Source organism: Micromonospora sp. CNB394 (assembly GCF_000374985.1).
Lineage (GTDB): Bacteria > Actinomycetota > Actinomycetes > Mycobacteriales > Micromonosporaceae > Micromonospora > Micromonospora marina.
Genome location: NZ_KB895833.1, coordinates 106,112 through 125,544, shown reverse-complemented (window position 1 = coordinate 125,544; position 19,433 = coordinate 106,112). Strand labels below are relative to the sequence as shown.

The window sequence follows — 19,433 nt, the reverse complement described above, 5'->3', positions numbered from 1 at the left end:
CGGAGCGTCAGTACGCCAGCGCGGCGCGCAGGTAACGGAGGTCGGCCGGGCCGCTCCAGCGGTGCGCGGACAGGCCCGCCACCCGGGCGCCGGCCACCGCCCGGTCCTCGTCGTCGACGAACAGCACCCGCCCCGGCGGCGTACCCAGCGCCGCACAGGCGGCCTGGAAGTACTCCTTCGCCGGCTTGTGCACCCCGATGGCCGAGGAGTTGACGATCACGTCCAGCTCCTCGGTCAGGCCCAGCGCGGCCAGGTCGGCGTCGAGCAGGTCGGTGGCGTTGGTGCCCAGCCCCACCCGGATGCCCGCCGCCCGCACCTCGCGGACGAACGCCAGCACGTCCGGGTCGACCTCGCCGCGGTAGCTCTGCCACTCCTGGACGGCCGCCCGCGCCCGATCCGCGCCGACCGCGGGGGTCAGCGCGTCGGCCACGCTCACCATCCACTGGGCGTGGCTGACCTGGCCGGTCAGCACCGGCTGGAGCAGGCCCCAGGACATCGCGATCTCACCGAGGACACCCTCGGTCAGCCCGTACTCCCGCTCGACACCGGCGGCCACCGCCGGATCCCATCGGCGCAGCACGCCGTCGAAATCCACCAGGAGCGCCGTGGCGCGTTCCCGACTCACTCGCTCGTCACCTGTTCCTCGTCGTCGGCCCGGTTGAGCCGCTGGCTGATCACCTGGGTCACACCGGCGCGCATGGTCACCCCGTAGAGCGCGTCGGCGATCTCCATGGTCCGCTTCTGGTGCGTGATCACGATGAGCTGGCTCTTCTCCCGCAACTGCGCCAGCAGCGTGATCAGGCGGCCCAGGTTCACGTCGTCGAGCGCCGCCTCCACCTCGTCCATGATGTAGAACGGGCTGGGCCGGGCGCGGAAGATCGCCACGAGCATCGCCACCGCGGTCAGCGACCGTTCCCCGCCGGAGAGCAGCGAGAGCCGCTTGATCTTCTTACCCGGCGGGCGGGCCTCGACCTCCACCCCGGTGGTGAGCAGGTCCTCCGGGTCGGTGAGCACCAGCCGGCCCTCGCCGCCGGGGAACAGCACCGTGAAGACCTGCTCGAACTCCCGGGCGGTGTCTTCGAACGCGCTGGCGAAGACCTCCAGGATCCGGTCGTCCACGTCCTTGACCACGGTGAGCAGGTCGCGCCGGGTGGCCTTGAGGTCCTCCAGCTGCTCGGAGAGGAACTTGTACCGCTCCTCCAGCGCCGCGAACTCCTCCAGCGCGAGCGGGTTCACCTTGCCCAGCAGGGCCAGTTCCCGCTCCGCCTTGGCCGCCCGCTTCTCCTGCACCGGGCGCTCGTAGCGGACCGGCTCCGGCACCGGCCGGCCGTCCTTCTCGGCGAGCGCCACGTCCGCGTCGGTGGGCGGGACCAGCCGGTCCGGGCCGTACTCGGCGACGAGCGTGGCCACGTCCAGCCCGAAGTCCTCGGCGGCCTTGGCCTCCAGCTGCTCGATGCGCATCCGCTGCTCGGCGCGGGCCACCTCGTCGCGGTGCACCTGGCTGGTGAGCCGTTCCAGCTCGGCGGCGAGGCGCTTGGCCGCGCCGCGTACCTCGGACAACTCGGCCTCGCGCGCGGCGCGCTCGCGGGCGACGGCGTCCCGGTGCTCCTCGGCCCGGGCGATGGAGACGGTGAGCCGGGTGAGCGCCTCGCGGGCGCCGCCGACCACGGCCCGGGCGATCTGCGCGCCGCGGGTGCGGGCCGCGCGCCGGGCCGCGGCGCGCTCCCGCGCCGCCCGTTCGGCGGTGGCCTGCCGGGCCAGCGAGTCGGCCCGCCCGGCGATCGAGGCCACCCGTTCCTCGGCGGTACGCACCGCGAGCCGGACCTCCATCTCGTTCTGCCGTGCCTGCGGCACCATGGCGGCGAGCTGGTCCCGCTCCTCGGTGGACGGTTCGGCGTCGATCGGGGTGGCCTCGGCCAGCCGCAGCCGTTCCTCCAGCTCGGCCAGCGCCGCGAGATCCCGTTCCCGGGCCGCCTCGGCGCGTGCCCGGGACTCGCCGAGCCGGTCGGTCTCCGCCTTCGCCGAGCGGGCGGCGGCGCCCAGTTCGGCGAGGCGGCGCGCGGCGGCGTTGCGGTGACTCTCCGCCTCCCGCTTGGCGGCGGCGGCGTGCTGCACGGCCTCCTTGGCGGCGGCCACCTCGGCGCGCGCCTCGGCAAGCTGTGCCCGCAGCTCGGCTGCGGTGCGTTCGGCGGTGGCCCGGTTGGCCCGCGCCTCCTCGACGGCGGCCTGCACCTCGATGAAGCTCGGTGCCTTGGCCGACCCGCCCGCCGCCGCGTACGCCCCGACCACGTCGCCGTCGGGGGTGACCGCGCGCAGCTCCGGATTCGCGGCGACGAGGGCGGACGCGGCGGCCAGGTCGTCGACGAGCGCCACGTCGCGCAGCGCCCGGTGCACGGCCGGGCGGATCGCGGGCGAGCACTCCACCAGGTCGGGGGCCCAGCGGGCGCCCTCGGGCAGCTTCGGGCGCAGCGCGTCGGCGGAGCCGTCCATGCCCGGTCCGGCAGGGCTGCCGACCAGCAACCCGGCCCGTCCGGCGTCGGAGATCTTGAGCAGCCGCATCGCCTCGACCGCCTCGTCCACACCGCTGACCGCCACCGCGTCGGCCAGGCCGCCGAGGGCGGCGGCGAGCGCCGCCTCGTCACCGGGGGCGACTGTCAGCAGCCCGGCGAGGCTGCCGAGCAGGCCGGGCACCTGGTCGGCGCGGGCCAGCAGCTCACCGGCGCCGTCCTTGCGGCGCAGGCCCATGGCGAGCGCCTCCTCGCGGGCCTTCCAGGTGGCGGCGTCCTTCTCCGCGGCGCGCTCACCGTCGGCCAGGCTGCGCACCGCCGCCTGGGCCCGCTCGTGCCCGGCCACCGCCTCGTCGTGCCGGGCGTCCAGGTCGGCGTTGTCCCGGTCCGCCTCGGTCGACTGCTCGGCGACCGCGTCCAGGTCGGCCTGTGCCTTCTCGGCCCGGCCCAGCGCGTCGGTGTGCGCGGCGGCGAGCCGTTCGATCTCCTCGCCCGCGCTGGTGGTCCGCGCCCGGGCGGAGTTGACCTGGCCGGTGAGGCGGGCCAGCCCCTCCCGCCGGTCGGCGATCGCCTTGGCGGCGGCGACCAGTTCCCGCTCGGCGGCGGCGAGCTGCCGTTCCAGCTCCTGCCGGTGCTCGACCGCCTCGGCCAGCCGGATCTGGTCCTCGGTGAGCGCCGCGCGCAGCTCCTCCTCCTGCTCGCGGACGCGCCGCGACTCCGCCTCCAACTGCTCGGGGTCGCGCCCGGGGCGTTCGTCGTCGCCGACGGCACTGAGGTGACGCAGCCGCTCCCGGGCCAGTTGCTCGATCGAGCGGAACCGCTCCTGAAGCGCGGATAGGCGGTACCAGGTGTCCTGCGCCGCCGCGAGCAGCGGGGCGTCCTCGGCCAGCGCCGCCTCCAGCTCGCCGAGGCGACCCTGCACCTCGCCGTGCTCGGCCTCGATCAGCTCGCGCCGCTCACGCAGCGCCGTCTCGTCGGCGATCTCCTTGTCCAGCGTGGTCCGCAGCGTGTGCAGGTCGTCGGCGAGCAGCCGGAGCCGGGCGTCGCGCAGGTTGGCCTGGATCCCGGCGGCACGGCGGGCCACCTCGGCCTGCCGGCCCAGCGGCTTGAGCTGGCGGCGCAGCTCGGCGGTCAGGTCGGTCAGGCGGTTGAGGTTCACCTGCATCGCGTCGAGCTTCCGCAGCGCCTTCTCCTTGCGCTTGCGGTGCTTGAGGACGCCCGCCGCCTCCTCGATGAAGGACCGCCGGTCCTCCGGCTTGGCGTGCAGCATGCCGTCGAGCCGGCCCTGGCCGACGATGATGTGCATCTCGCGGCCGATGCCCGAGTCGGACAGCAGCTCCTGGATGTCGAGCAGGCGGCAGGAGTCGCCGTTGATCTCGTACTCGCTCTCGCCGGAGCGGAACATCCGGCGGGTGATGGAGACCTCGGTGTACTCGATCGGCAGAGCGCCGTCGGTGTTGTCGATGGTGAGGGTGACCTCGGCCCGGCCCAGCGGCGCGCGTCCGGCGGTGCCGGCGAAGATGACGTCCTCCATCTTGCCGCCGCGCAGCGCCTTGGCGCCCTGCTCGCCGAGTACCCAGGCGATGGCGTCGACGACGTTGGACTTGCCGGAGCCGTTCGGGCCCACCACGCAGGTGATCCCGGGCTCCAGCTTCAGCGTCGTGGCGGAGGCGAAGGACTTGAAGCCCCTCACCGTCAGGCTCTTGAGATGCACCTTCTCGATCCTCGTCCGGTGGCCGCCGTACCGTCGCCGGCTGCGCGGACCTGGTGAACCCGCAGACTAACCCGGGACCGGGGCGCCGCCGCCATGCGACCCACCCGCCGCACCGGCTGTCCGCTTTCCACCCGGCCGTAGCGGGCGGAGCGGAAATACATGATCACAATTACCGGGCGCAATTCCGGCCGGTTCCGCAAGATCGAGAATTGCGGCGGCGGTACCGAAAAGGTCCGCACATGGCTGCGCGCCGGCACTTGAGTGTCGGCGCGCTTTTCGGTGTGGTGCGATTCAGTTTTCGGACAACTGGAGATCAGGTCAGCGCGGGCTCGGCCAGACGGAGGAGGTCATCGGCCTCCGCCGCTGCCGCCGCAAGCCGATCGTTGTCGGCGCGCAGACGCGTGATCTCGAACTCCAGTGCCTGAACCCTGGCACGCAGTCGGGTGACCTCGTCGAGCAGACGCCGGTCGGGCGCTGCACTTACGTGGCCGTAGAGGGCCTTCGCCATGCTGACTCCTTGATGTGCGCTGCCGGAAAGGCCGGCCAACGCGCGCCCATGATGTTCGCGGCTGCCATTCCCCCCTGCATAGGGGCATGACTGGGCGCGACTGGCGACACCTACATATTGAGCCGAAACCCCCTCCGTCGTCAAGTTGACCAAGGCCGTAGATCATCTCCACGTCGGCCGGTCCACTCGCCGGGGGGCTGCCACGAGGCGCGGACACGCTCTGTCCGGACACCTTTACTGTACGCCGGAAATGTGTGAACGACTCATCCTTGCCGCCGGCTTCGCCTTAACTCTTCCTTAGCCACGTTGCCGCAGCTCGGAGCGCGCCCGTAGCGTCACTCCGGCCCGCAACCGACCCGTGGAGGGGACAGGCGTGTACCGCTGGAACGACCCGATCGAACCGGAGGACGCCCGCCGACGTCCCGAGCCGCCGACCGACGGGGGTGGGGCGTGGCCCACCGACCGGCCCGGACCGCGGTCGTCGTACCCGTTCGGGGATTCCGCGCAGCAGTCACCCGCCGACCAGGCCGGCTACCACGACGCCGGCCACGGCCCGGCCGGATACGACGCCCAGCCGGGCTACCGCCCGGAGAGCGCGCCGCCCGCCTACGGACCGGCCGGCTCCCACCCGCCGCCCCACGACCGGTGGAACGCCCAGGAGCAGCCCACCGCCGCGTGGCACGGCCAGGAGCCCGCGTGGCAGGGCCAGGAGCCCGCGTGGCAGGGCCAGGAGCCCGCGTGGCAGGGCCAGGAGCCGCCGGCCGGCGGCTGGGAGCAGCCCGCCGCGACCTGGCAGCCGGCGACCGACACCCCGGCCGACGACCAGCGGCGCCCGAAGCGGCGCCTGTCCCGGCCGCTCGTGATCGGCGGGGCCGCCGCCGCGGCGACGCTCGTGGTGAGCCTCGGCGTGGGCGCCGTCCTGCTGCCCGGCGACGACCAGGGCACGAAGCGCACCTCCGCCGACGCGCCGGTGGCCGCCGCGCCGCAGGCTTCCGGCGGGACCGACGAGGCGCCCGCCGACGCGCTCGCGCCCGAGTCGGCGAGCCCGTCCGCCGTACCCACCACCGCCGCGCCGAGCCCGACGACGAAGGCCACCCCGAAACCGAACCGCAGCACCGCCCCGTCGCGGCAGCAGGAGCGCAGCAGCGCCCCGGGCGGCGGCACGGCGAGCGGCGGCTCCACCAGCACCAAGGCCACCGCCACGACCGGGCTCAGCGCCGAACTCCAGAAGGTCGTGACGATCGTCAACCAGGAGCGGGCGAAGGCCGGCTGCAAGGCGCTCACCGTCAACGCCAAGCTGAACCTGGCCGCCCAGCGGCACAGCCAGGACCAGGCCGACCACCGGAAGATGGACCACAAGGGCAGCGACGGCAGCCAGCCCTGGGACCGGGTCAAGGCCGCCGGCTACAGCTACCGCATGGTGGGCGAGAACGTGGCTTGGAACTACCAGACCCCGGCGGCGGTCATGGAGGGCTGGATGAACTCCGAAGGCCACCGGAAGAACATCCTCAACTGCTCGTACACCCAGATCGGGGTGGGCGTGGCGCGCAGCAACGGGCCGTACTGGACGCAGGTCTTCGCCACCCCGAGCTGACCGCGCGTCGCGATCGGCCCGGCGCTCGTTGACCGGTCGGGGGCGGCGTCGGGCCGCCCGCGTCCGGGGAGCTGTCGATGCGGATCCGGCCGGTGTGGGCCGTGCCGCGTGCCCGGCCGGCCCACGTCGGCGGACGTGGCCCGCGCCGGGGCGTGGCGCTCGCGCTAACCGCACTGCTGCTCGCCCCGGTGCCGGCCTGCCGCGGGCCGGTCACGCCGCCCGGCGCGCCCACGCCCTGGCCGGCGGCGCAGGCCGACCGCTGGCGGTGGCAGTGGCAGCTCACCACCCCAGTGGACGTGACTGTCGACGCCGACGTCTTCCTCCTCGACCCGGTGGCCACCACCTCGGCCGAGACCGCCGCGCTGCGCTCGCAGGGCCGCCGCCTGGTCTGCCACGTCCGGGCCGGCACGTACGCCGCTGGCGACCCGGACGCCACCCGCTTCCCCGCCGCCGTGCGCGGCGCGGCGGTGCCGGGGCGGCCGGGGAGCCGCTTCCTGGACGTACGGAGCTGGGACGCGCTCGCGCCGGTGCTGGCCGACCGGTTCCGGCTGTGCCGGGGCAAAGGCTTCGGCGCGGTGGCGCTCGCCGACGCGGACGGCTACCGGCACCGCTCCGGCTTCCCCCTCCACTTCGACGATCAGCTGCTGTTCAACCGCCGGCTGGCGGGGCTGGCCCGCAAGCTGGACCTCTCCCCCGGGCTGGTCGACGACGTGGCGCAGCTGGCCGCGCTGGCCCCCGACTTCGACTTCACGGTCAATCAGGAGTGCGTACGCCGCCGCGAGTGCGCGAAGCTGCTGCCGTTCGTCGACGCCGGCAAGCCGGTCTTCCACGTCGAGTACACAGGTGATCCGGCGGACTTCTGCGTCACCTCGGTCGGCTACGGCTTCGCCTCGATCCGCAAGGACCGGCAACTGGACGCGTGGCGGGAGCCGTGCACGCTGCCGTGACGCCGATGCCGAGCTGCCCTCTCCGGGGACCGTCCGGCGATGCACACCGGCGCAACCCCGAACCGGCTCGGGGTCATCCCCGGAGGGTGCCCCGGGGCCGTGGCTGGCACCGCGGGCAGCTGTAGGAGGACCGGTTCATGAACGCCTCGCGCCGGATCGGCGCACCGCAGCGCGGGCAGGGCTCCCCCTCCCGGCCGTACGCGTTCAGCGACCGGTCGAAGTAGCCGCTCTCGCCGTTGACGTTGACGTACAGCTCGTCGAAGCTGGTGCCGCCCTGCTTGATCGCCTCGCCGAGCACGTCCCGAACGTGCCCGAGCAGCCGCAGCGCGGCCGGACGGGTCAGCGCGTCGGCGGGGCGGGCGCCGTGCAGCTTCGCCCGCCACAACGCCTCGTCGGCGTAGATGTTGCCCACCCCGGAGATCAGCGTCTGGTCGAGCAGCGCGCGTTTGATCTCCGTGCGCTTGCGGCGCAGCGCCGCCACGAACACCTCGTCGGAGAACTCCGGGTCCATCGGGTCGCGGGCGATGTGGGCGATCTCGGCGGGCAGTTCCGCCCCGCCTTCGGAGACGGACAGCCCGCCGAAGGTTCGCTGGTCGACGAAGCGCAGCTCCGGTCCGTCGTCGGCGAACCGGAACCGGACCCGCAGGTGCAGTTCGTCGGCCGCGCCGACCGGCTGCAACAGCAGCTGACCGGACATGCCGAGGTGGCCGATCACCGCGTCGCCGCTGTCCAGCGGCAGCCAGAGGTACTTGCCCCGGCGCTGCACGCCGGTGATCGTCCGGTCGGCGAGCACGTCGGCGAAGTGCGCGCCACCGGGCGCGTGCCGGCGTACCGCCCTGGGGTGGCGTACCTCGACGGCGGCGATGCGCCGGCCGATCACCCACTGCGCGAGTCCCACCCGGACGGTCTCGACCTCGGGCAGCTCAGGCACGGCCGGCGCCCGCCTCGACGTCCGTCGCGTCGTCCCGGGCCTGCGACTCGTCCCGGGCCTGCGACTCGTCCCGGGCCGCCTGCGCCGCCGCCTGCGCCTCGGCCTGCTCGGTGAGCGTCCGCCAGGCCGACTCGGCCGCGCGCTGCTCGGCCTCCTTCTTGCTGCGCCCCTCCGCGCCGCCGTAGCGGTTGCCGGCCACCACCACCCAGGCGGTGAACGTCTTGAGGTGATCCGGCCCGGTGCCCTCGATCCGGTACTCGGGCACGCCGAGCCCGAGCGCGGCGGTCAGCTCCTGGAGACTGGTCTTCCAGTCCAGCGCCGCGCCCCGGCCCGCCGACTCGGCCATCAGCGGGTCGAACAGCCGGTGGATGACGATGGCGGCGGTGTCCAGGCCGTACTGGAGGTAGATCGCGCCCAGCAGTGCCTCCAGCGTGTCGGCCAGGATGCTCGCCTTGTCCCGCCCGCCGGTGGCCTCCTCACCCTTGCCGAGCAGCAGGTACGCGCCCAGCCCGTCCGGGCCGAGGCCACGCGCCACGTCGGCGAGCGCCCGCATGTTCACCACACTGGCGCGCAGCTTCGCCAGCTGCCCCTCGGGCAGGTCGGGGTGGTTGTGGAACAGCGCTGTGGTGATCACCACGCCGAGGACCGAGTCGCCCAGGAACTCCAGCCGCTCGTTAGTGGGCAGGCCGCCGTTCTCGTACGCGTACGAGCGGTGGGTCAGCGCGCGCTCCAGCAGTTCCGGGTCGAGCGACACCCCGAAGGCCGCCTCCAGATGGCCGACGGAAGCACGCCGCCGCTTGTCGTTGGTCATGGTGCTACCTCGGTGTCGTGTCGGTCAGGTGCGGGATCGGGCGGGATGTCGGCGAGCAGGGCGCGGACCGTCCCGGCGGCGTCGCGGCGCCACAGGTGAGCCGCGAGCGCGATACCGGAGGCCACATCCTCGGAACCGGCCGCGCCGTGGCACACCACCACGGTGCCGCCCACCCCGAGCAGGGCGGCGGCACGCGGGGCGCCTCCGCGTGACGGTGGGCCGCCGGCCATGGCGTACGCGCCCTCGATGGCCTTCAGCAGGACGTTTCCGGTGAAGCCGTCGGTCACCACGACGTCGGCGCGGGCGCCGAGCGAGATGTCGTACCCCTCGACCAGGCCGACGTAGCGGCCGTCGCAGGGCAGCGGCGCGGCGGCGAGCGCGGGCGCGGCGGCGCGGCGCAGCCGGTCGCCCTTGCCCGTCTCGTGGCCGACGGAGAGCAACCCGACGCGGGGTGCGGTGACGGCGTGGGCCACCGACGCGTAGGCGGCACCGAGGAGGGCGTGCCGGGCCAGCGTGGCCGGGCCGGGTTCGAGCGTGCCGCCGACGTCGAGCAGCACCACCGGCCCCTCGACGGCGGGCAGCGTGGCGGCGAGCGCCGGGCGGCGTATCCCGGTCCAGCGGCCGAGGCCGAGCGCGGCGGCGGTGACCGTGGCGCCGGTCGAGCCGGCGGAGACGACCGCGTCGGCCAGTCCGTCATGGACGGCCTGCACGGCGGTGCGTACCGTGCTCTCGCCGCGGGCGGCGGTGGGATGGTCGGCCATGCCGACGGCGGTCCGCACCGGGCGGACCGTGACCCGTGCGCGCTGGGCCGGGTCGAGCGCACCGATCAGCTCGTCGGCCACCTCGATCGGGCCGACGAGCATCAGGTGCAGGGCGGGATCCGTGCGTACCGCTCGCAGAGCGCCGTCAACCACGACGGCGGGAGCATCGTCCCCGCCGAGGAGGTCGACGGCGATCCGCGCGGTGCCCGGCTCCGACGGTCCGCCGGCCGTGAGCCGGGCGGCGGTGGCGGGAGCCGGGGCACCGGGCGAGAGCCTTGGTGCGCGCGTCACCCGACCGGTGGTCGGGGACGTCACTCGGCGGCCGGGTCAGACCTCGAGGACCTGACGGCCGTTGTAGGTGCCGCAGACGGAGCAGGCGGCGTGCGGCAGCTTGGCCGACTTGCACTGCGGGCAGGCCACGGTCGCCACCACCGTGGCCTTCCAGTTCGCCCGGCGGGCGCGGGTGTTGCTGCGCGACATCTTGCGCTTGGGGACGGCCACGGTTCTTACTCCTCTGTACGGGTCAGTTGCGTCAGGCTCGCCCAACGCGGGTCGACCTGCTGATGGCTGTGGTCGGCCGGCAGATCGTCCCAGTGCACCCCGCAGTCGGGGCACAGGCCTGGGCAGTCCTCCCGGCAGAGCGGGTTGGTCGGCAGCGCCAGCACCACCGCGTCCCGCAACGCCGGCTCCAGGTCGATCAGATCGCCCTGCATCCGGCCCACCTCGTCGGTGTCGGTCGTGTCGTCCGTGGTGCTGTTCTCGTACGCGTACAGCTCCTGGATCGTCACGGCCAACGAGTCGTCGATCTCGCGCAGGCAGCGCCCGCACTCGCCCTTGACGGGGCCGGTGACGGTCCCGGAGACGAGCACGCCCTCGGACACCGACTCCAACCTCAGGTCGAGGTCGAGGTCCGCGCCCTCCGGCACGCCGATCAACTCCACGCCGAGGTCCGCCGGTGCCGGCACGACCCGCTTGTGCGTACGCAACACGCCAGGTCGGCGCGGCAGTTCCCTCGTGTCGAGGACCAGCGGCGACCTGGGGTCGAGTGTGCTTGGCGAGTGTTTGGGCATAGTCAGACTCCGGCCGTTGAGAGGCCGACAAAGAAGGTTACCTGCCAGACGGGCGGACCGTCGAACCGGGGGTTCGCCTCCGGCTCGACGGCAGCCGGCTGTCGGCGACCGGCCCGTGCGCCGCTCAGAAGGGTAGCGGGCGGTCCGCCTCGTCCCCGGCGAAGGTGCCGATCTCACGCAGCGCGTGCATCTTGTCCCGGCCGCGCTCTATCGAGGCCAGCGCCCGGGTGAGGAACTGCTCGAAGTTCGCCAGCGCGGTGTCGACGTAGTCGTCCACCTCCTCGCGGAGGCGCTGCGCCTCGGCCCGCGCCTCGGCGATGATCCGCGCGCCCTCGTGCTCGGCCGAGACGGTGATCTCGTTGACCGAGACCAGGCGGGCGTGTTCCGCCTCACCCTCGCTGATGATCCGGTCGGCCTCGCGCTTGCCGGCCTCCATGATCTTGTCCCGCTCCTCCAGCAGCGCGGCGGCCCGGCGCAGGTCCGCGGGGAGCTCCGCGCGCAGCTCGTCGAGCGCGGCGATCATCTCGCCCCGGTCGACCATGCAGTTGTTGCGCGACATCGGGACGGAGCGGGCCTGCTCCACCATGGCGATCAGTTCGTCGATGCGATCGAGCGGGTCCACCGGTACCTCACTCCTGTCTTCGTCGGCCGCCCTCCATCATGCGGCCTGCACCGGTTCTCGGCGCTGCAGACATCATGTCGCGCCCGAGCCACATGCACCCCATCCGCCCCACCCGGCGCGTCGCCTCCCGGGACAGAGGTCAGGGGCGGAGGCGGGTGGAGAGCTGCGCCCGGACCAGGTCGGGGACGTGGGCGGAGATGTCTCCGCCCCACTTCGCCACGTCCTTGATCAGGCTGGAGGAGATGAACGAGTACAGCGGGTTGGTCGGCATGAACAACGTCTCCACGCCGGCCAGGCCGATGTTCATCTGGGCCATCTGCAGCTCGTAGTCGAAGTCGCTCACCGCACGCAGGCCCTTGATCAGCACACTCGCCCGCTGCGCGCGGCAGAAGTCGACAAGCAGGCCCTGGAACGACTCCACCCGGACGTTGTCGTACGAGGCGGTCACCTCGCGGAGCATGGCGATCCGCTCCTCGACGGTGAACAGACCCTGCTTCGACTGGTTGACCAGCACTCCGACGATCACCTCGTCGAACAGCCGGCTGGCCCGGCCGATGATGTCGAGGTGTCCGTTGGTGACCGGGTCGAACGAGCCCGGGCAAACCGCACGTCTCATGATCGGCGACCGTACCAAAGAGTGGTCTCGCCGTAACGTCTGCTGCGCTCCGGAGTGACACCTTCCACCCACGTGACCGCTCCGGTACGGCTGGACCGCTCGACGATCACGAGGGCGTCCGGGGCGAGCCAGCCGCCGTCGACCAGCGCCGCCAGCATCGCGGTGATCTCGTCGTCCGGCACCGCGTACGGCGGATCGGCGAACACCACGTCGTACGGCCCGTCGGTGGGCCCGGCCGCCAGCACGCCGGCGACCTTGCCGGTGACCAGGCGCGCGGCCGGCGCGGCCCGGAGCGCGGCGATGTTCTCCCGGATCACCCGGGCGGCCCGCGCGTCGGACTCGACGAGCAGCACGTGGGCCGCGCCCCGGGACAGCGCCTCCAGACCGACCGCGCCGGAACCGGCGTACAGGTCGGCGAAGCGCGCCCCGTCCAGGTCGACGTGGGAGTGCACGGCGCTGAACAGCGCCTCGCGGACCCGGTCCGAGGTGGGCCGCGTGCCCGCACCTGGTGGCGCGGCGATCCGCCGGCCGCCGAGCGTGCCGGCCACGATCCGGGTCACCGTCGCTCCCTGCGCATGCCCCGACGCTACGCGACGCCCGGCCCGGTCGGTCAGCGCCCACCGGCCGTCCACCGGACGTCTCAGCCCTTCTCCAGGTATTCGGCCCGTTCCTCGTCGACCAGCGCGGCGACCGACGCCGCCAGCGCCGGATGCCGGGCCAGATCCGGATCCTCCTCGACCAGTTCGATCGCCTCGGCCCGCGCGTCGCGGATCAGCTCGGTGTCGCGTCTCAGCGACAGCAGCCGCAGGTGTGAGCGCCGGCCGGACTGGGTCGCGCCCAGCACGTCGCCCTCCCGGCGCTGCTCCAGGTCGAGTTCGGCGAGCTTGAAGCCGTCGGTGGTGGAGGCGACCGCGTCCAGCCGCTCCCGCGCGGACGAGCCCTCGGCCGCCTCGGTGACCAGCAGGCAGAGGCCGGCGGCCGAGCCCCGGCCGACCCGGCCCCGCAACTGGTGGAGCTGGGAGACACCGAACCGGTCGGCGTCCAGCACGATCATCACCGTCGCGTTCGGCACGTTCACGCCGACCTCGACCACAGTGGTCGCGACCAGCACGTCCAGCTCGCCGTCGGCGAACGCGCGCATCACCGCGTCCTTCTCGTCGGCCGGCAGCCGCCCGTGCAGCACCCCTATCCGCAGCCCGTGCAGCGGCCCCTCGGCCAGCAGCGGGGCCACCTCCGTCACGGCCAGCGGCGGGCGGCGGCCGTTGTCGTCCTCCCGCGGCGCCTCCTCGTCCGACACCGGCCCTTCTCCGATCCGCGGGCACACCACGTACGCCTGGTGGCCCTTCGTGACCTCCTCGCGCAGCCGGCGCCAGGCCCGGTCGAGGAACGCCGGCTTCTCGGCGGCCGGGACCACGTGCGAGGCGATCGGCGAGCGGCCCTGCGGAAGCTGGGACAGCGTGGAGGTCTCCAGGTCGCCGTAGACGGTCATGGCCACCGTGCGCGGGATCGGGGTGGCCGTCATGACCAGCACGTGCGGCGGCTGCTCGGCCTTGGCGCGCAACGCGTCGCGCTGCTCCACACCGAAGCGGTGCTGCTCGTCCACCACCACCAGGCCGAGGTCGTGGAAGTCGACGCCCTCGTAGAGCAGGGCGTGCGTGCCGAGCACGATGCCGGCGCGGCCCTCGGCCACCTCGGCCAGCGCCCGGCGCCGGGCCGCCGCGCCCAGCGAGCCGGTGATCAGCTCCACCCGCGTGGCGTCGTCGGCGGCACCCAGCTCACCGGCCCGGCCGAGCGGGCCGAGCAGATCGAGGATGCCCCGGTGGTGCTGGGCGGCGAGCACCTCGGTCGGGGCCAGCAGCGCGGCCTGCCCACCGGCGTCGACCACCTGGAGCATGGCGCGCAACGCCACCACCGTCTTGCCGGAGCCCACCTCGCCCTGGAGCAGCCGGTGCATCGGGTGCGGCCGGGCCAGGTCGGCGGCGATCTCCCGCCCGACGACCTGCTGGCCGGAGGTCAGCTCGTACGGCAGCCGGGCGTCGAACGCGTCCAGCAGGCCGCCCGCCGCCGCGGGCCGGGCCAGCGCCGGCGACGCCGCCGCCCGGTGCTTGCGCTGCACCAGCGTGAGCTGCACGGCGAACGCCTCGTCCCACTTCAGCCGGCGGCGGGCCCGGTAGAGCGCCTCCTTGCTGGTCGGACGGTGGATCTCGCGCAGCGCGGTGCCGATGCCGGCCAGGTTGCGGGTGGCCCGCACGGTGGCCGGCAGCGGATCCTCGGGCGGGGTGAACGTGTCGAGCACGACGCGGACGCAGCGGGCGATCACCCACGTCGGCACCGCCGCCGCGGCCGGGTAGACCGGAATCAGCGCCCCGGCGAACTCCTCGACCTCCTCGTTGGCCGCCGCCTCGCCCTCGCCGCCCTCGCCGAGCAGGACGTACTCCGGGCCGTTGAGCTGGCGCTTGCCCCGGAACTCGGTCACCTTGCCGGCGAACAGCCCCCACCGGCCGGGCCGTAGCTCCCGTTCCCGCCACGCCTGGTTGCCGAAGAACGTGCAGGTGAGCACGCCGCCGGAGCCGTCGCCGACGGTGACCTCCAGCAGGTTGCCGCGCCGCTGGCGCATCGGGCGGACCGCGGTGCGCTGCACCTGGGCGAGCACTGTGACCTGCTCTCCCACGTCCAGCGAGCGGATGTCGGTGTGCTCGCCGCGCTCGTCGTACCGGCGCGGGAAGTGGTAGATCAGGTCGCCCGCGGTGTGCAGGTCCAGATGCCCGGCCAGCGCCTTCGCGGTGCGCTCGCCGACCAGCTTCTTCAGCGGCGTGTCCACGGTGGCCGCTTCTCCGGTCATTCGACCCCCACCAGGAGCGGATAGTGCGGCTGCCCGCCCTCGTACGCCTGCACCTCGACGAACGGCCAGGCCCCCTCGACGTACGCGCGGACCCGGTCGGCCAGCCCGGCCGGCGCGTCCGCGCCGCAGAGCAGCGTGACCAGCTCGCCACCACCGCCGAGCATCCGGTCGACCACGGCGGTGCAGGTGTCGACCAGATCCTGCCCGATCAGGTGCACCTCACCCTCGACCAGGGCCAGCACGTCACCCGGGCGGGCCGGACCGGCGACGGTGAGCGCCTCCCGGGCGGCGTGGCAGACCTCTGCGTACCGGCAGGCTCCGGCGGCCTCCGCCATCGCGATCACGTCGTCCTCGAAGCGCCGCTTCGGGTCGCGTACGGCCAGTGCCGCGAGCGCCTGCACCGGCGAACGGGTCGGCACCACGCTCACCTTGACGCCGAGGCCGTGCGCCTCCCTGGCCGCCGCGCTCGCCACCGACTGGGTGTTCGGGTCGTTGGGCAGCACCACCACCCGGGCTGCGCCGGTGGCCCGGATCGCGTCGAGCAGCTCGCCCGTGGACGGGTTGGCGGGCACCACCACTGCGCCCTCGGCGGCGAACAGCTCCGCGATGCCCGCGCCGGTGGCCACCACCACGGCGGCCCGCCCCTCGGGCAGCCGCGCCTGCGGCCCCGGCGCACCCTGGTCGGCGAAACGGGTCACGGTGATCCGGTGCGGGCGGCCGGCGACCACGCCCGCCTCGACCGCCGCCCCGATGTCGTTGACGTGCACGTGCACGTTCCAGGTGCCGGTGCCGTCCCCGACGACCGCCAGCGAGTCGCCCAGCGTGGACAGCTCGGCGCGCAGCCGGGCCACCGCCTCGTCGTCTGCGTCGAGCAGGTACTGCACCTCGTAGGCGTACACGTCGGAGCCGCTCTCCCGCACGGCGGTGACCGGCGCGCGGCGGGCGGGCGGCGCGGGCGCCGGCTGCGCCGGGCTCTCCCCGGTGACCACCTCGACCAGCGCGTCCAGCAGCAGGCACAGGCCGCGCCCGCCGGCGTCGACGACGCCCGCGCGGGCCAGCTCCGGCAACTGCTCGGGGGTACGCGCCAGCGCGTGCGCCGCCGCCTCGGCCGCGGCCCGGGCCACGGCCCGCAGGTCGTCGCTGTCCGTCCGGCGGGCCGCGTGCGCCGCGGCGGCGACCACGCTCAGCAGCGTGCCCTCGACCGGCCGGGCGACGGCGGCGTACGCGGCGGCGCTGGCGTCGGCCAGCGCGTCGGCGAGCTGCCGGCCGCGCACCGCGGGCACGGCGGCGAGTGTGTCGGCGAGACCGCGCAGGATCTGCGAGAGGATCACGCCGGAGTTGCCGCGTGCTCCGAGCAGCGCGCCCCGGGCCATCAACCGCAGCGCGTGCCCGTGCGGGGTGTGCCCGTCGTCGGGGAGGGTGCCGAGGTCCATCGCCAGGGCCTGCTGGGCCGAGGTGAACGTGAGCACCAGGTTGGTGCCGGTGTCGCCGTCGGGCACCGGATAGACGTTCAGCTCGTCGATCTCGCCCTGGTGGGCCCGGAGGGCGGTCAGCCCGCTCGCGCACCAGCGGCGCACCGCTGCGGCGTCGAGGGTCTCCAGCACGTCGGGAAGCCTACTGGCGTACACCGACACGCGCCGGGGTCGTCCGCCGCGTGTCCGCCCCGGCCGACGTACCGGCCGGCCCGCCGGTACGCTGGGTGCGCTCGCGAAAGGGCCGGTTGGGCGTACCGACTGTCATCGGGTAACCTGACCAGGTTGCCCGGGCAGCGCCTGGCGGCGACCTCATGAACGTTTCAATCCCAGGAGTATCCCGTGGCTAGCGTGTGCGACGTCTGTGGCAAGGGGCCGGGCTTCGGCCACAACGTGTCCCACTCGCACCGGCGGACCAACCGCCGCTGGAACCCGAACATCCAGTCGGTGCGTACCCCGGCCGGTGGTGGCACCACCAAGAAGTTGCAGGTCTGCACCTCGTGCATCAAGGCCGGCAAGGTCACCCGCGCCTGACGCGGTAGCGCCACCGGAACATCGTCGGTCGCCGGCGGATCCCTTCGGGGTCCGCCGGCTTCTGTCGTGCCCGGCTTCTGTCGTCCCGGGCGACCCGCCGCGCGCACCGGCTGGTATCGGCCGACCCGCCCCGCACCCCTGACCGACCGTACGGCAACCGCCGCGTTCCAGCCGGTAAGGGTGCTGCTGAGCCGGCCGTCCGGTTCCGGCGCGAGCCGCGGGGAGGGTGACCGGTGGACCTCGACCTGGGTCGCGAGCAACTGGTGGTGGCGGGCGCGTCGTTCGGCTCGCTGAGCTGGTTCGACCAGGAGCTGCCGCCCGACGGCGTGGTGCTGGTCGAGGAGCCGGACGTGATCGCCCGCCGCGACCTGGCCCGGTTCGCCGAGCGGCTGCCGATGATCGGGCGGCTCGTCGCGGCCGAGTACCAGACCGGCTTCGACCCGGATGCCCTGCTCGCCCGCGAGCCCGGCCTCGCCGACGCGCGGCTGGTCCTGCCCGGCCTGGAGTACGCGGTCGGTGCCACCGCCCGGCTCGCCGAGCGCCTCGGCCCTGCTGCACAGCGAATGGATCCTCGCCGACGGCGTGCCGACGCTGGTGGAGTGCCGACGCTGGTGGAGTGCGCGGCCCGGATGCCCGGCGACATGATCACCGCGCTCATCTCGATCGCCTACGGGCGGGACGTCATCGAGGCGTACCTGCGGATCCTGCGCGGCGAACGGCCGGCGCTGCCGGCGCGGGCGACCGGCGCGGCGGCGATCGAGTTCCTGATCGCGCCGCCCGGCCGGGTCACCGCCGTGGACGGCAGGCGCGACGCGCTGCGCGTGCCGGGCGTGCTCGACGTGCAGGTGGAGACGAAGGTCGGTCAGACCGTGCCGGAGCTGCTCTCCTCGGCGCACCGCAGCGGGCATCTGATGGCCTGGGGCGCCACCCCGGACGAGGCCACGGACGCCGCGCGCCGCGCCGCACGCGCGATCCGCATCTCGGTCGGCTAGAGCGTACGGCCGTACGACAGGCAGCCCGGGGCGTCCTTGTAGAAGCCGAAGTTCGGGATCCGCTCGTAGCCCGCCGAGGTGTACAGGGCGATCGCCTCGGGCTGCCTGTCGCCGCACTCCAGCACGATCTGCTTGCGGCCGTGGTCGCGGGCGGACCGCTCGACCGCGGCGAGCACCGAACGGGCCACGCCCCGGCCCCGGACCGCCGGGTCGGTGTACATCCGCTTCAGTTCGGCCGTGTCGCCGTCCCCGCCGTGGCTGCGCCAGCCGCCGCAGCCCACCGGCCGCCCGTCCAGGTAGGCGACGAGGAACACACCGTCCGGCGGGGTGAACTCGGCCGCGTCGACAGGGGTCTCGTCGCCGCTGCCGCCGTACCGGGCGCCGAGGTCGGCCAGCGCCGCCCGGATCAGCGCCTGCGACTCGGGCGCGTCGAAGCGCCGCTCCCGGATCTCGATCTCGCTCACCGTGTCAGGTTACGACCGGCTCGGGGCCCGGCCCGGCCCGGCGGCCGGGGTTCGGACGCAGATCACTCCGCTCTCCTGCTGTGCCTGCTACTCCGCTCTGCGGAAGTGGTCCCAGCCGCGCGGGCCGCTGTAGGCGGCGCCGTCGACGGTGACCCCGGCGCCGGCGGCCACCCGCCCCACCGGCTGCCAGCCGTCCGGCAGCGCGGCGTCCGCCGGGAACGTCGCGGCCAGCGCGTGGTCCTCGCCGCCGCCCAGGATCCAGGTGTACGGGTCGACGCCGAGCGCCTGCGCCGCGTCCCGCATCTGCCGGGGCACCTCGAACGCGTCCCGGCTCAGGTCGACCGCCACCCCGCTGGCGGTCGCCACGTGCCCCAGGTCGGCCAGCAGCCCGTCCGACACGTCGATCATGGCGGTGGCTCCGGCAGCGGCGGCAGCGGGTCCGGCGGCGTACGGCACCTCGGGGCGGCGGAACGCCTCGACCAGCAGCCGCGGCGTGCGGAACCCCCGGGACAGCACGGTGTAGCCCGCCGCCGACCAGCCGGTACGCCCGGCCAGCGCCACCACGTCTCCGGGGCGGGCCCCGGAGCGGAGCACCGGGGCGCGGCCGGCCAGGTCGCCGAGCGCCGTCACCGCGATGGTGAGCGTCGGGCTGCCGGACATGTCCCCACCCACCACGCTCGCGCCGACGAGCGCCGCCTCCGCGCCCAGCCCGTCGGCCAGTTCCTCGGCCCAGGCCGGGTCCAGCTCGGCCGGCATGCAGAGCGCGACGAGCAGCGCGGTCGGGGTGGCGCCCATGGCCGCGATGTCGGCGAGGTTCGCCGCCGCCGCCCGGTGCCCCACGTCCCGTGCCGACGACCAGTCCCGGCGGAAGTGCCGCCCCTCCACCAGCACGTCGGTCGAGGCGACCACCCGCCGGTCCGGCGCCGCCACCACCGCACCGTCGTCGCCGGGGCCGAGCAGGCAGCTCTGCCCCTGTGCCAGCCGGGCGGTCACCCGGTCGATCAGGCCGAACTCGCCGACATCAGTGACAGTCATTCCGTCCCCTCGC

General features: G+C 74.3%; 19 protein-coding genes. 4 read left to right on the top strand and 15 right to left on the bottom strand.

The annotated features are described in order from the left end of the window. Positions 1-7: 7 nt before the first annotated feature. The 3 genes from C569_RS0113530 to C569_RS0113520 all read right to left on the bottom strand — a co-directional run bounded on the left by C569_RS0113530 (position 8) and on the right by C569_RS0113520 (position 4,729). On the bottom strand, positions 8-625 hold the full coding sequence (locus C569_RS0113530; RefSeq protein WP_018786317.1) for an HAD family hydrolase: 618 nt from the start codon (positions 623-625) through the stop codon (positions 8-10). Continuing rightward, on the bottom strand, positions 622-4,221 hold the full coding sequence (gene smc, locus C569_RS0113525; RefSeq protein WP_018786316.1) for a chromosome segregation protein SMC: 3,600 nt from the start codon (positions 4,219-4,221) through the stop codon (positions 622-624). Before smc ends, C569_RS0113530 begins: the two co-directional genes overlap by 4 nt. 313 nt (positions 4,222-4,534) lie before the next feature. Next, positions 4,535-4,729, bottom strand: coding sequence for a hypothetical protein (locus tag C569_RS0113520; RefSeq protein ID WP_013284566.1), 195 nt, complete (start codon positions 4,727-4,729; stop codon positions 4,535-4,537). A 373-nt stretch (positions 4,730-5,102) separates the two neighbouring features. Between C569_RS0113520 and C569_RS0113515 the strand changes: the two genes are divergently transcribed. Together C569_RS0113515 and C569_RS0113510 are read left to right on the top strand one after the other, a co-directional pair. Then, positions 5,103-6,323: a CAP domain-containing protein gene (locus C569_RS0113515; RefSeq protein WP_018786314.1), complete on the top strand. Its 1,221-nt coding sequence runs from the start codon at positions 5,103-5,105 to the stop codon at positions 6,321-6,323. A 77-nt stretch (positions 6,324-6,400) separates the two neighbouring features. Continuing rightward, a complete protein-coding gene (locus tag C569_RS0113510; protein WP_018786313.1) occupies positions 6,401-7,270 on the top strand; it encodes an endo alpha-1,4 polygalactosaminidase in 870 nt (289 codons plus the stop codon). Between the two features lie 73 nt (positions 7,271-7,343). On the opposite strand, the gene mutM is transcribed toward C569_RS0113510, so the two are convergent. The 10 genes from mutM to C569_RS0113460 form a co-directional block, all read right to left on the bottom strand. Further along, positions 7,344-8,201: a bifunctional DNA-formamidopyrimidine glycosylase/DNA-(apurinic or apyrimidinic site) lyase gene (gene mutM, locus C569_RS0113505; protein WP_018786312.1), complete on the bottom strand. Its 858-nt coding sequence runs from the start codon at positions 8,199-8,201 to the stop codon at positions 7,344-7,346. Beyond that, positions 8,194-9,012, bottom strand: a complete 819-nt coding sequence (rnc, locus tag C569_RS0113500) for a ribonuclease III (protein ID WP_018786311.1) — start codon at positions 9,010-9,012, stop codon at positions 8,194-8,196. The genes mutM and rnc overlap by 8 nt, the downstream gene beginning before the upstream one ends. Next, positions 9,009-9,968 (bottom strand): fatty acid synthesis plsX protein, encoded by a 960-nt coding sequence (locus C569_RS0113495; protein WP_026268105.1) that lies wholly within the window; start codon positions 9,966-9,968, stop codon positions 9,009-9,011. Before C569_RS0113495 ends, rnc begins: the two co-directional genes overlap by 4 nt. A 132-nt stretch (positions 9,969-10,100) precedes the next feature. Then, complete coding sequence (rpmF, locus tag C569_RS0113490) at positions 10,101-10,274, bottom strand: 50S ribosomal protein L32 (protein ID WP_018786309.1); 174 nt, start codon at positions 10,272-10,274, stop codon at positions 10,101-10,103. 5 nt (positions 10,275-10,279) lie between these two features. After that, complete coding sequence (locus tag C569_RS0113485; RefSeq protein ID WP_026268104.1) at positions 10,280-10,843, bottom strand: DUF177 domain-containing protein; 564 nt, start codon at positions 10,841-10,843, stop codon at positions 10,280-10,282. Positions 10,844-10,967: 124 nt separating this feature from the next. Next, positions 10,968-11,465, bottom strand: coding sequence for a hypothetical protein (locus C569_RS0113480; RefSeq protein WP_018786307.1), 498 nt, complete (start codon positions 11,463-11,465; stop codon positions 10,968-10,970). A 139-nt stretch (positions 11,466-11,604) separates the two neighbouring features. Next, positions 11,605-12,081, bottom strand: coding sequence for a pantetheine-phosphate adenylyltransferase (gene coaD / locus C569_RS0113475; protein WP_018786306.1), 477 nt, complete (start codon positions 12,079-12,081; stop codon positions 11,605-11,607). Then, positions 12,078-12,641 (bottom strand): 16S rRNA (guanine(966)-N(2))-methyltransferase RsmD, encoded by a 564-nt coding sequence (gene rsmD / locus C569_RS0113470; RefSeq protein ID WP_018786305.1) that lies wholly within the window; start codon positions 12,639-12,641, stop codon positions 12,078-12,080. Before rsmD ends, coaD begins: the two co-directional genes overlap by 4 nt. A gap of 80 nt (positions 12,642-12,721) precedes the next feature. Continuing rightward, positions 12,722-14,923, bottom strand: coding sequence for an ATP-dependent DNA helicase RecG (gene recG, locus C569_RS0113465; RefSeq protein ID WP_018786304.1), 2,202 nt, complete (start codon positions 14,921-14,923; stop codon positions 12,722-12,724). Next, a complete protein-coding gene (locus tag C569_RS0113460; RefSeq protein WP_026268103.1) occupies positions 14,920-16,527 on the bottom strand; it encodes a DAK2 domain-containing protein in 1,608 nt (535 codons plus the stop codon). The genes recG and C569_RS0113460 overlap by 4 nt, the downstream gene beginning before the upstream one ends. 210 nt (positions 16,528-16,737) lie before the next feature. Here C569_RS0113460 and rpmB point away from each other — a divergent pair, with 210 nt between their 5' ends. Beyond that, a complete protein-coding gene (gene rpmB / locus C569_RS0113455; RefSeq protein WP_013284551.1) occupies positions 16,738-16,929 on the top strand; it encodes a 50S ribosomal protein L28 in 192 nt (63 codons plus the stop codon). Positions 16,930-17,162: 233 nt separating this feature from the next. Then, positions 17,163-17,921, top strand: coding sequence for a hypothetical protein (locus C569_RS0113450; protein WP_018786301.1), 759 nt, complete (start codon positions 17,163-17,165; stop codon positions 17,919-17,921). Here C569_RS0113450 and C569_RS0113445 read toward each other — a convergent pair. Together C569_RS0113445 and C569_RS0113440 are read right to left on the bottom strand one after the other, a co-directional pair. Further along, positions 17,918-18,385, bottom strand: coding sequence for a GNAT family N-acetyltransferase (locus tag C569_RS0113445; protein ID WP_018786300.1), 468 nt, complete (start codon positions 18,383-18,385; stop codon positions 17,918-17,920). The two genes, C569_RS0113450 and C569_RS0113445, sit on opposite strands and share 4 nt — an antisense overlap. A gap of 87 nt (positions 18,386-18,472) precedes the next feature. Continuing rightward, the gene (locus C569_RS0113440) at positions 18,473-19,420 is read right to left on the bottom strand and encodes a thiamine-phosphate kinase (protein WP_018786299.1); all 948 of its coding nucleotides are present in this window, start codon (positions 19,418-19,420) and stop codon (positions 18,473-18,475) included. Positions 19,421-19,433: the final 13 nt, after the last annotated feature.

What these genes read in the sequence shown, in the direction of transcription:
- C569_RS0113520 (WP_013284566.1), bottom strand. Translation starts at nt 4,729, where the DNA reads ATGGCGAAGGCCCTCTACGGCCACGTAAGTGCAGCGCCCGACCGGCGT.
- C569_RS0113510 (WP_018786313.1), top strand. Translation starts at nt 6,401, where the DNA reads ATGCGGATCCGGCCGGTGTGGGCCGTGCCGCGTGCCCGGCCGGCCCAC.
- rnc (WP_018786311.1), bottom strand. Translation starts at nt 9,012, where the DNA reads ATGACCAACGACAAGCGGCGGCGTGCTTCCGTCGGCCATCTGGAGGCG.
- C569_RS0113485 (WP_026268104.1), bottom strand. Translation starts at nt 10,843, where the DNA reads ATGCCCAAACACTCGCCAAGCACACTCGACCCCAGGTCGCCGCTGGTC.
- coaD (WP_018786306.1), bottom strand. Translation starts at nt 12,081, where the DNA reads ATGAGACGTGCGGTTTGCCCGGGCTCGTTCGACCCGGTCACCAACGGA.
- recG (WP_018786304.1), bottom strand. Translation starts at nt 14,923, where the DNA reads ATGACCGGAGAAGCGGCCACCGTGGACACGCCGCTGAAGAAGCTGGTC.
- C569_RS0113440 (WP_018786299.1), bottom strand. Translation starts at nt 19,420, where the DNA reads ATGACTGTCACTGATGTCGGCGAGTTCGGCCTGATCGACCGGGTGACC.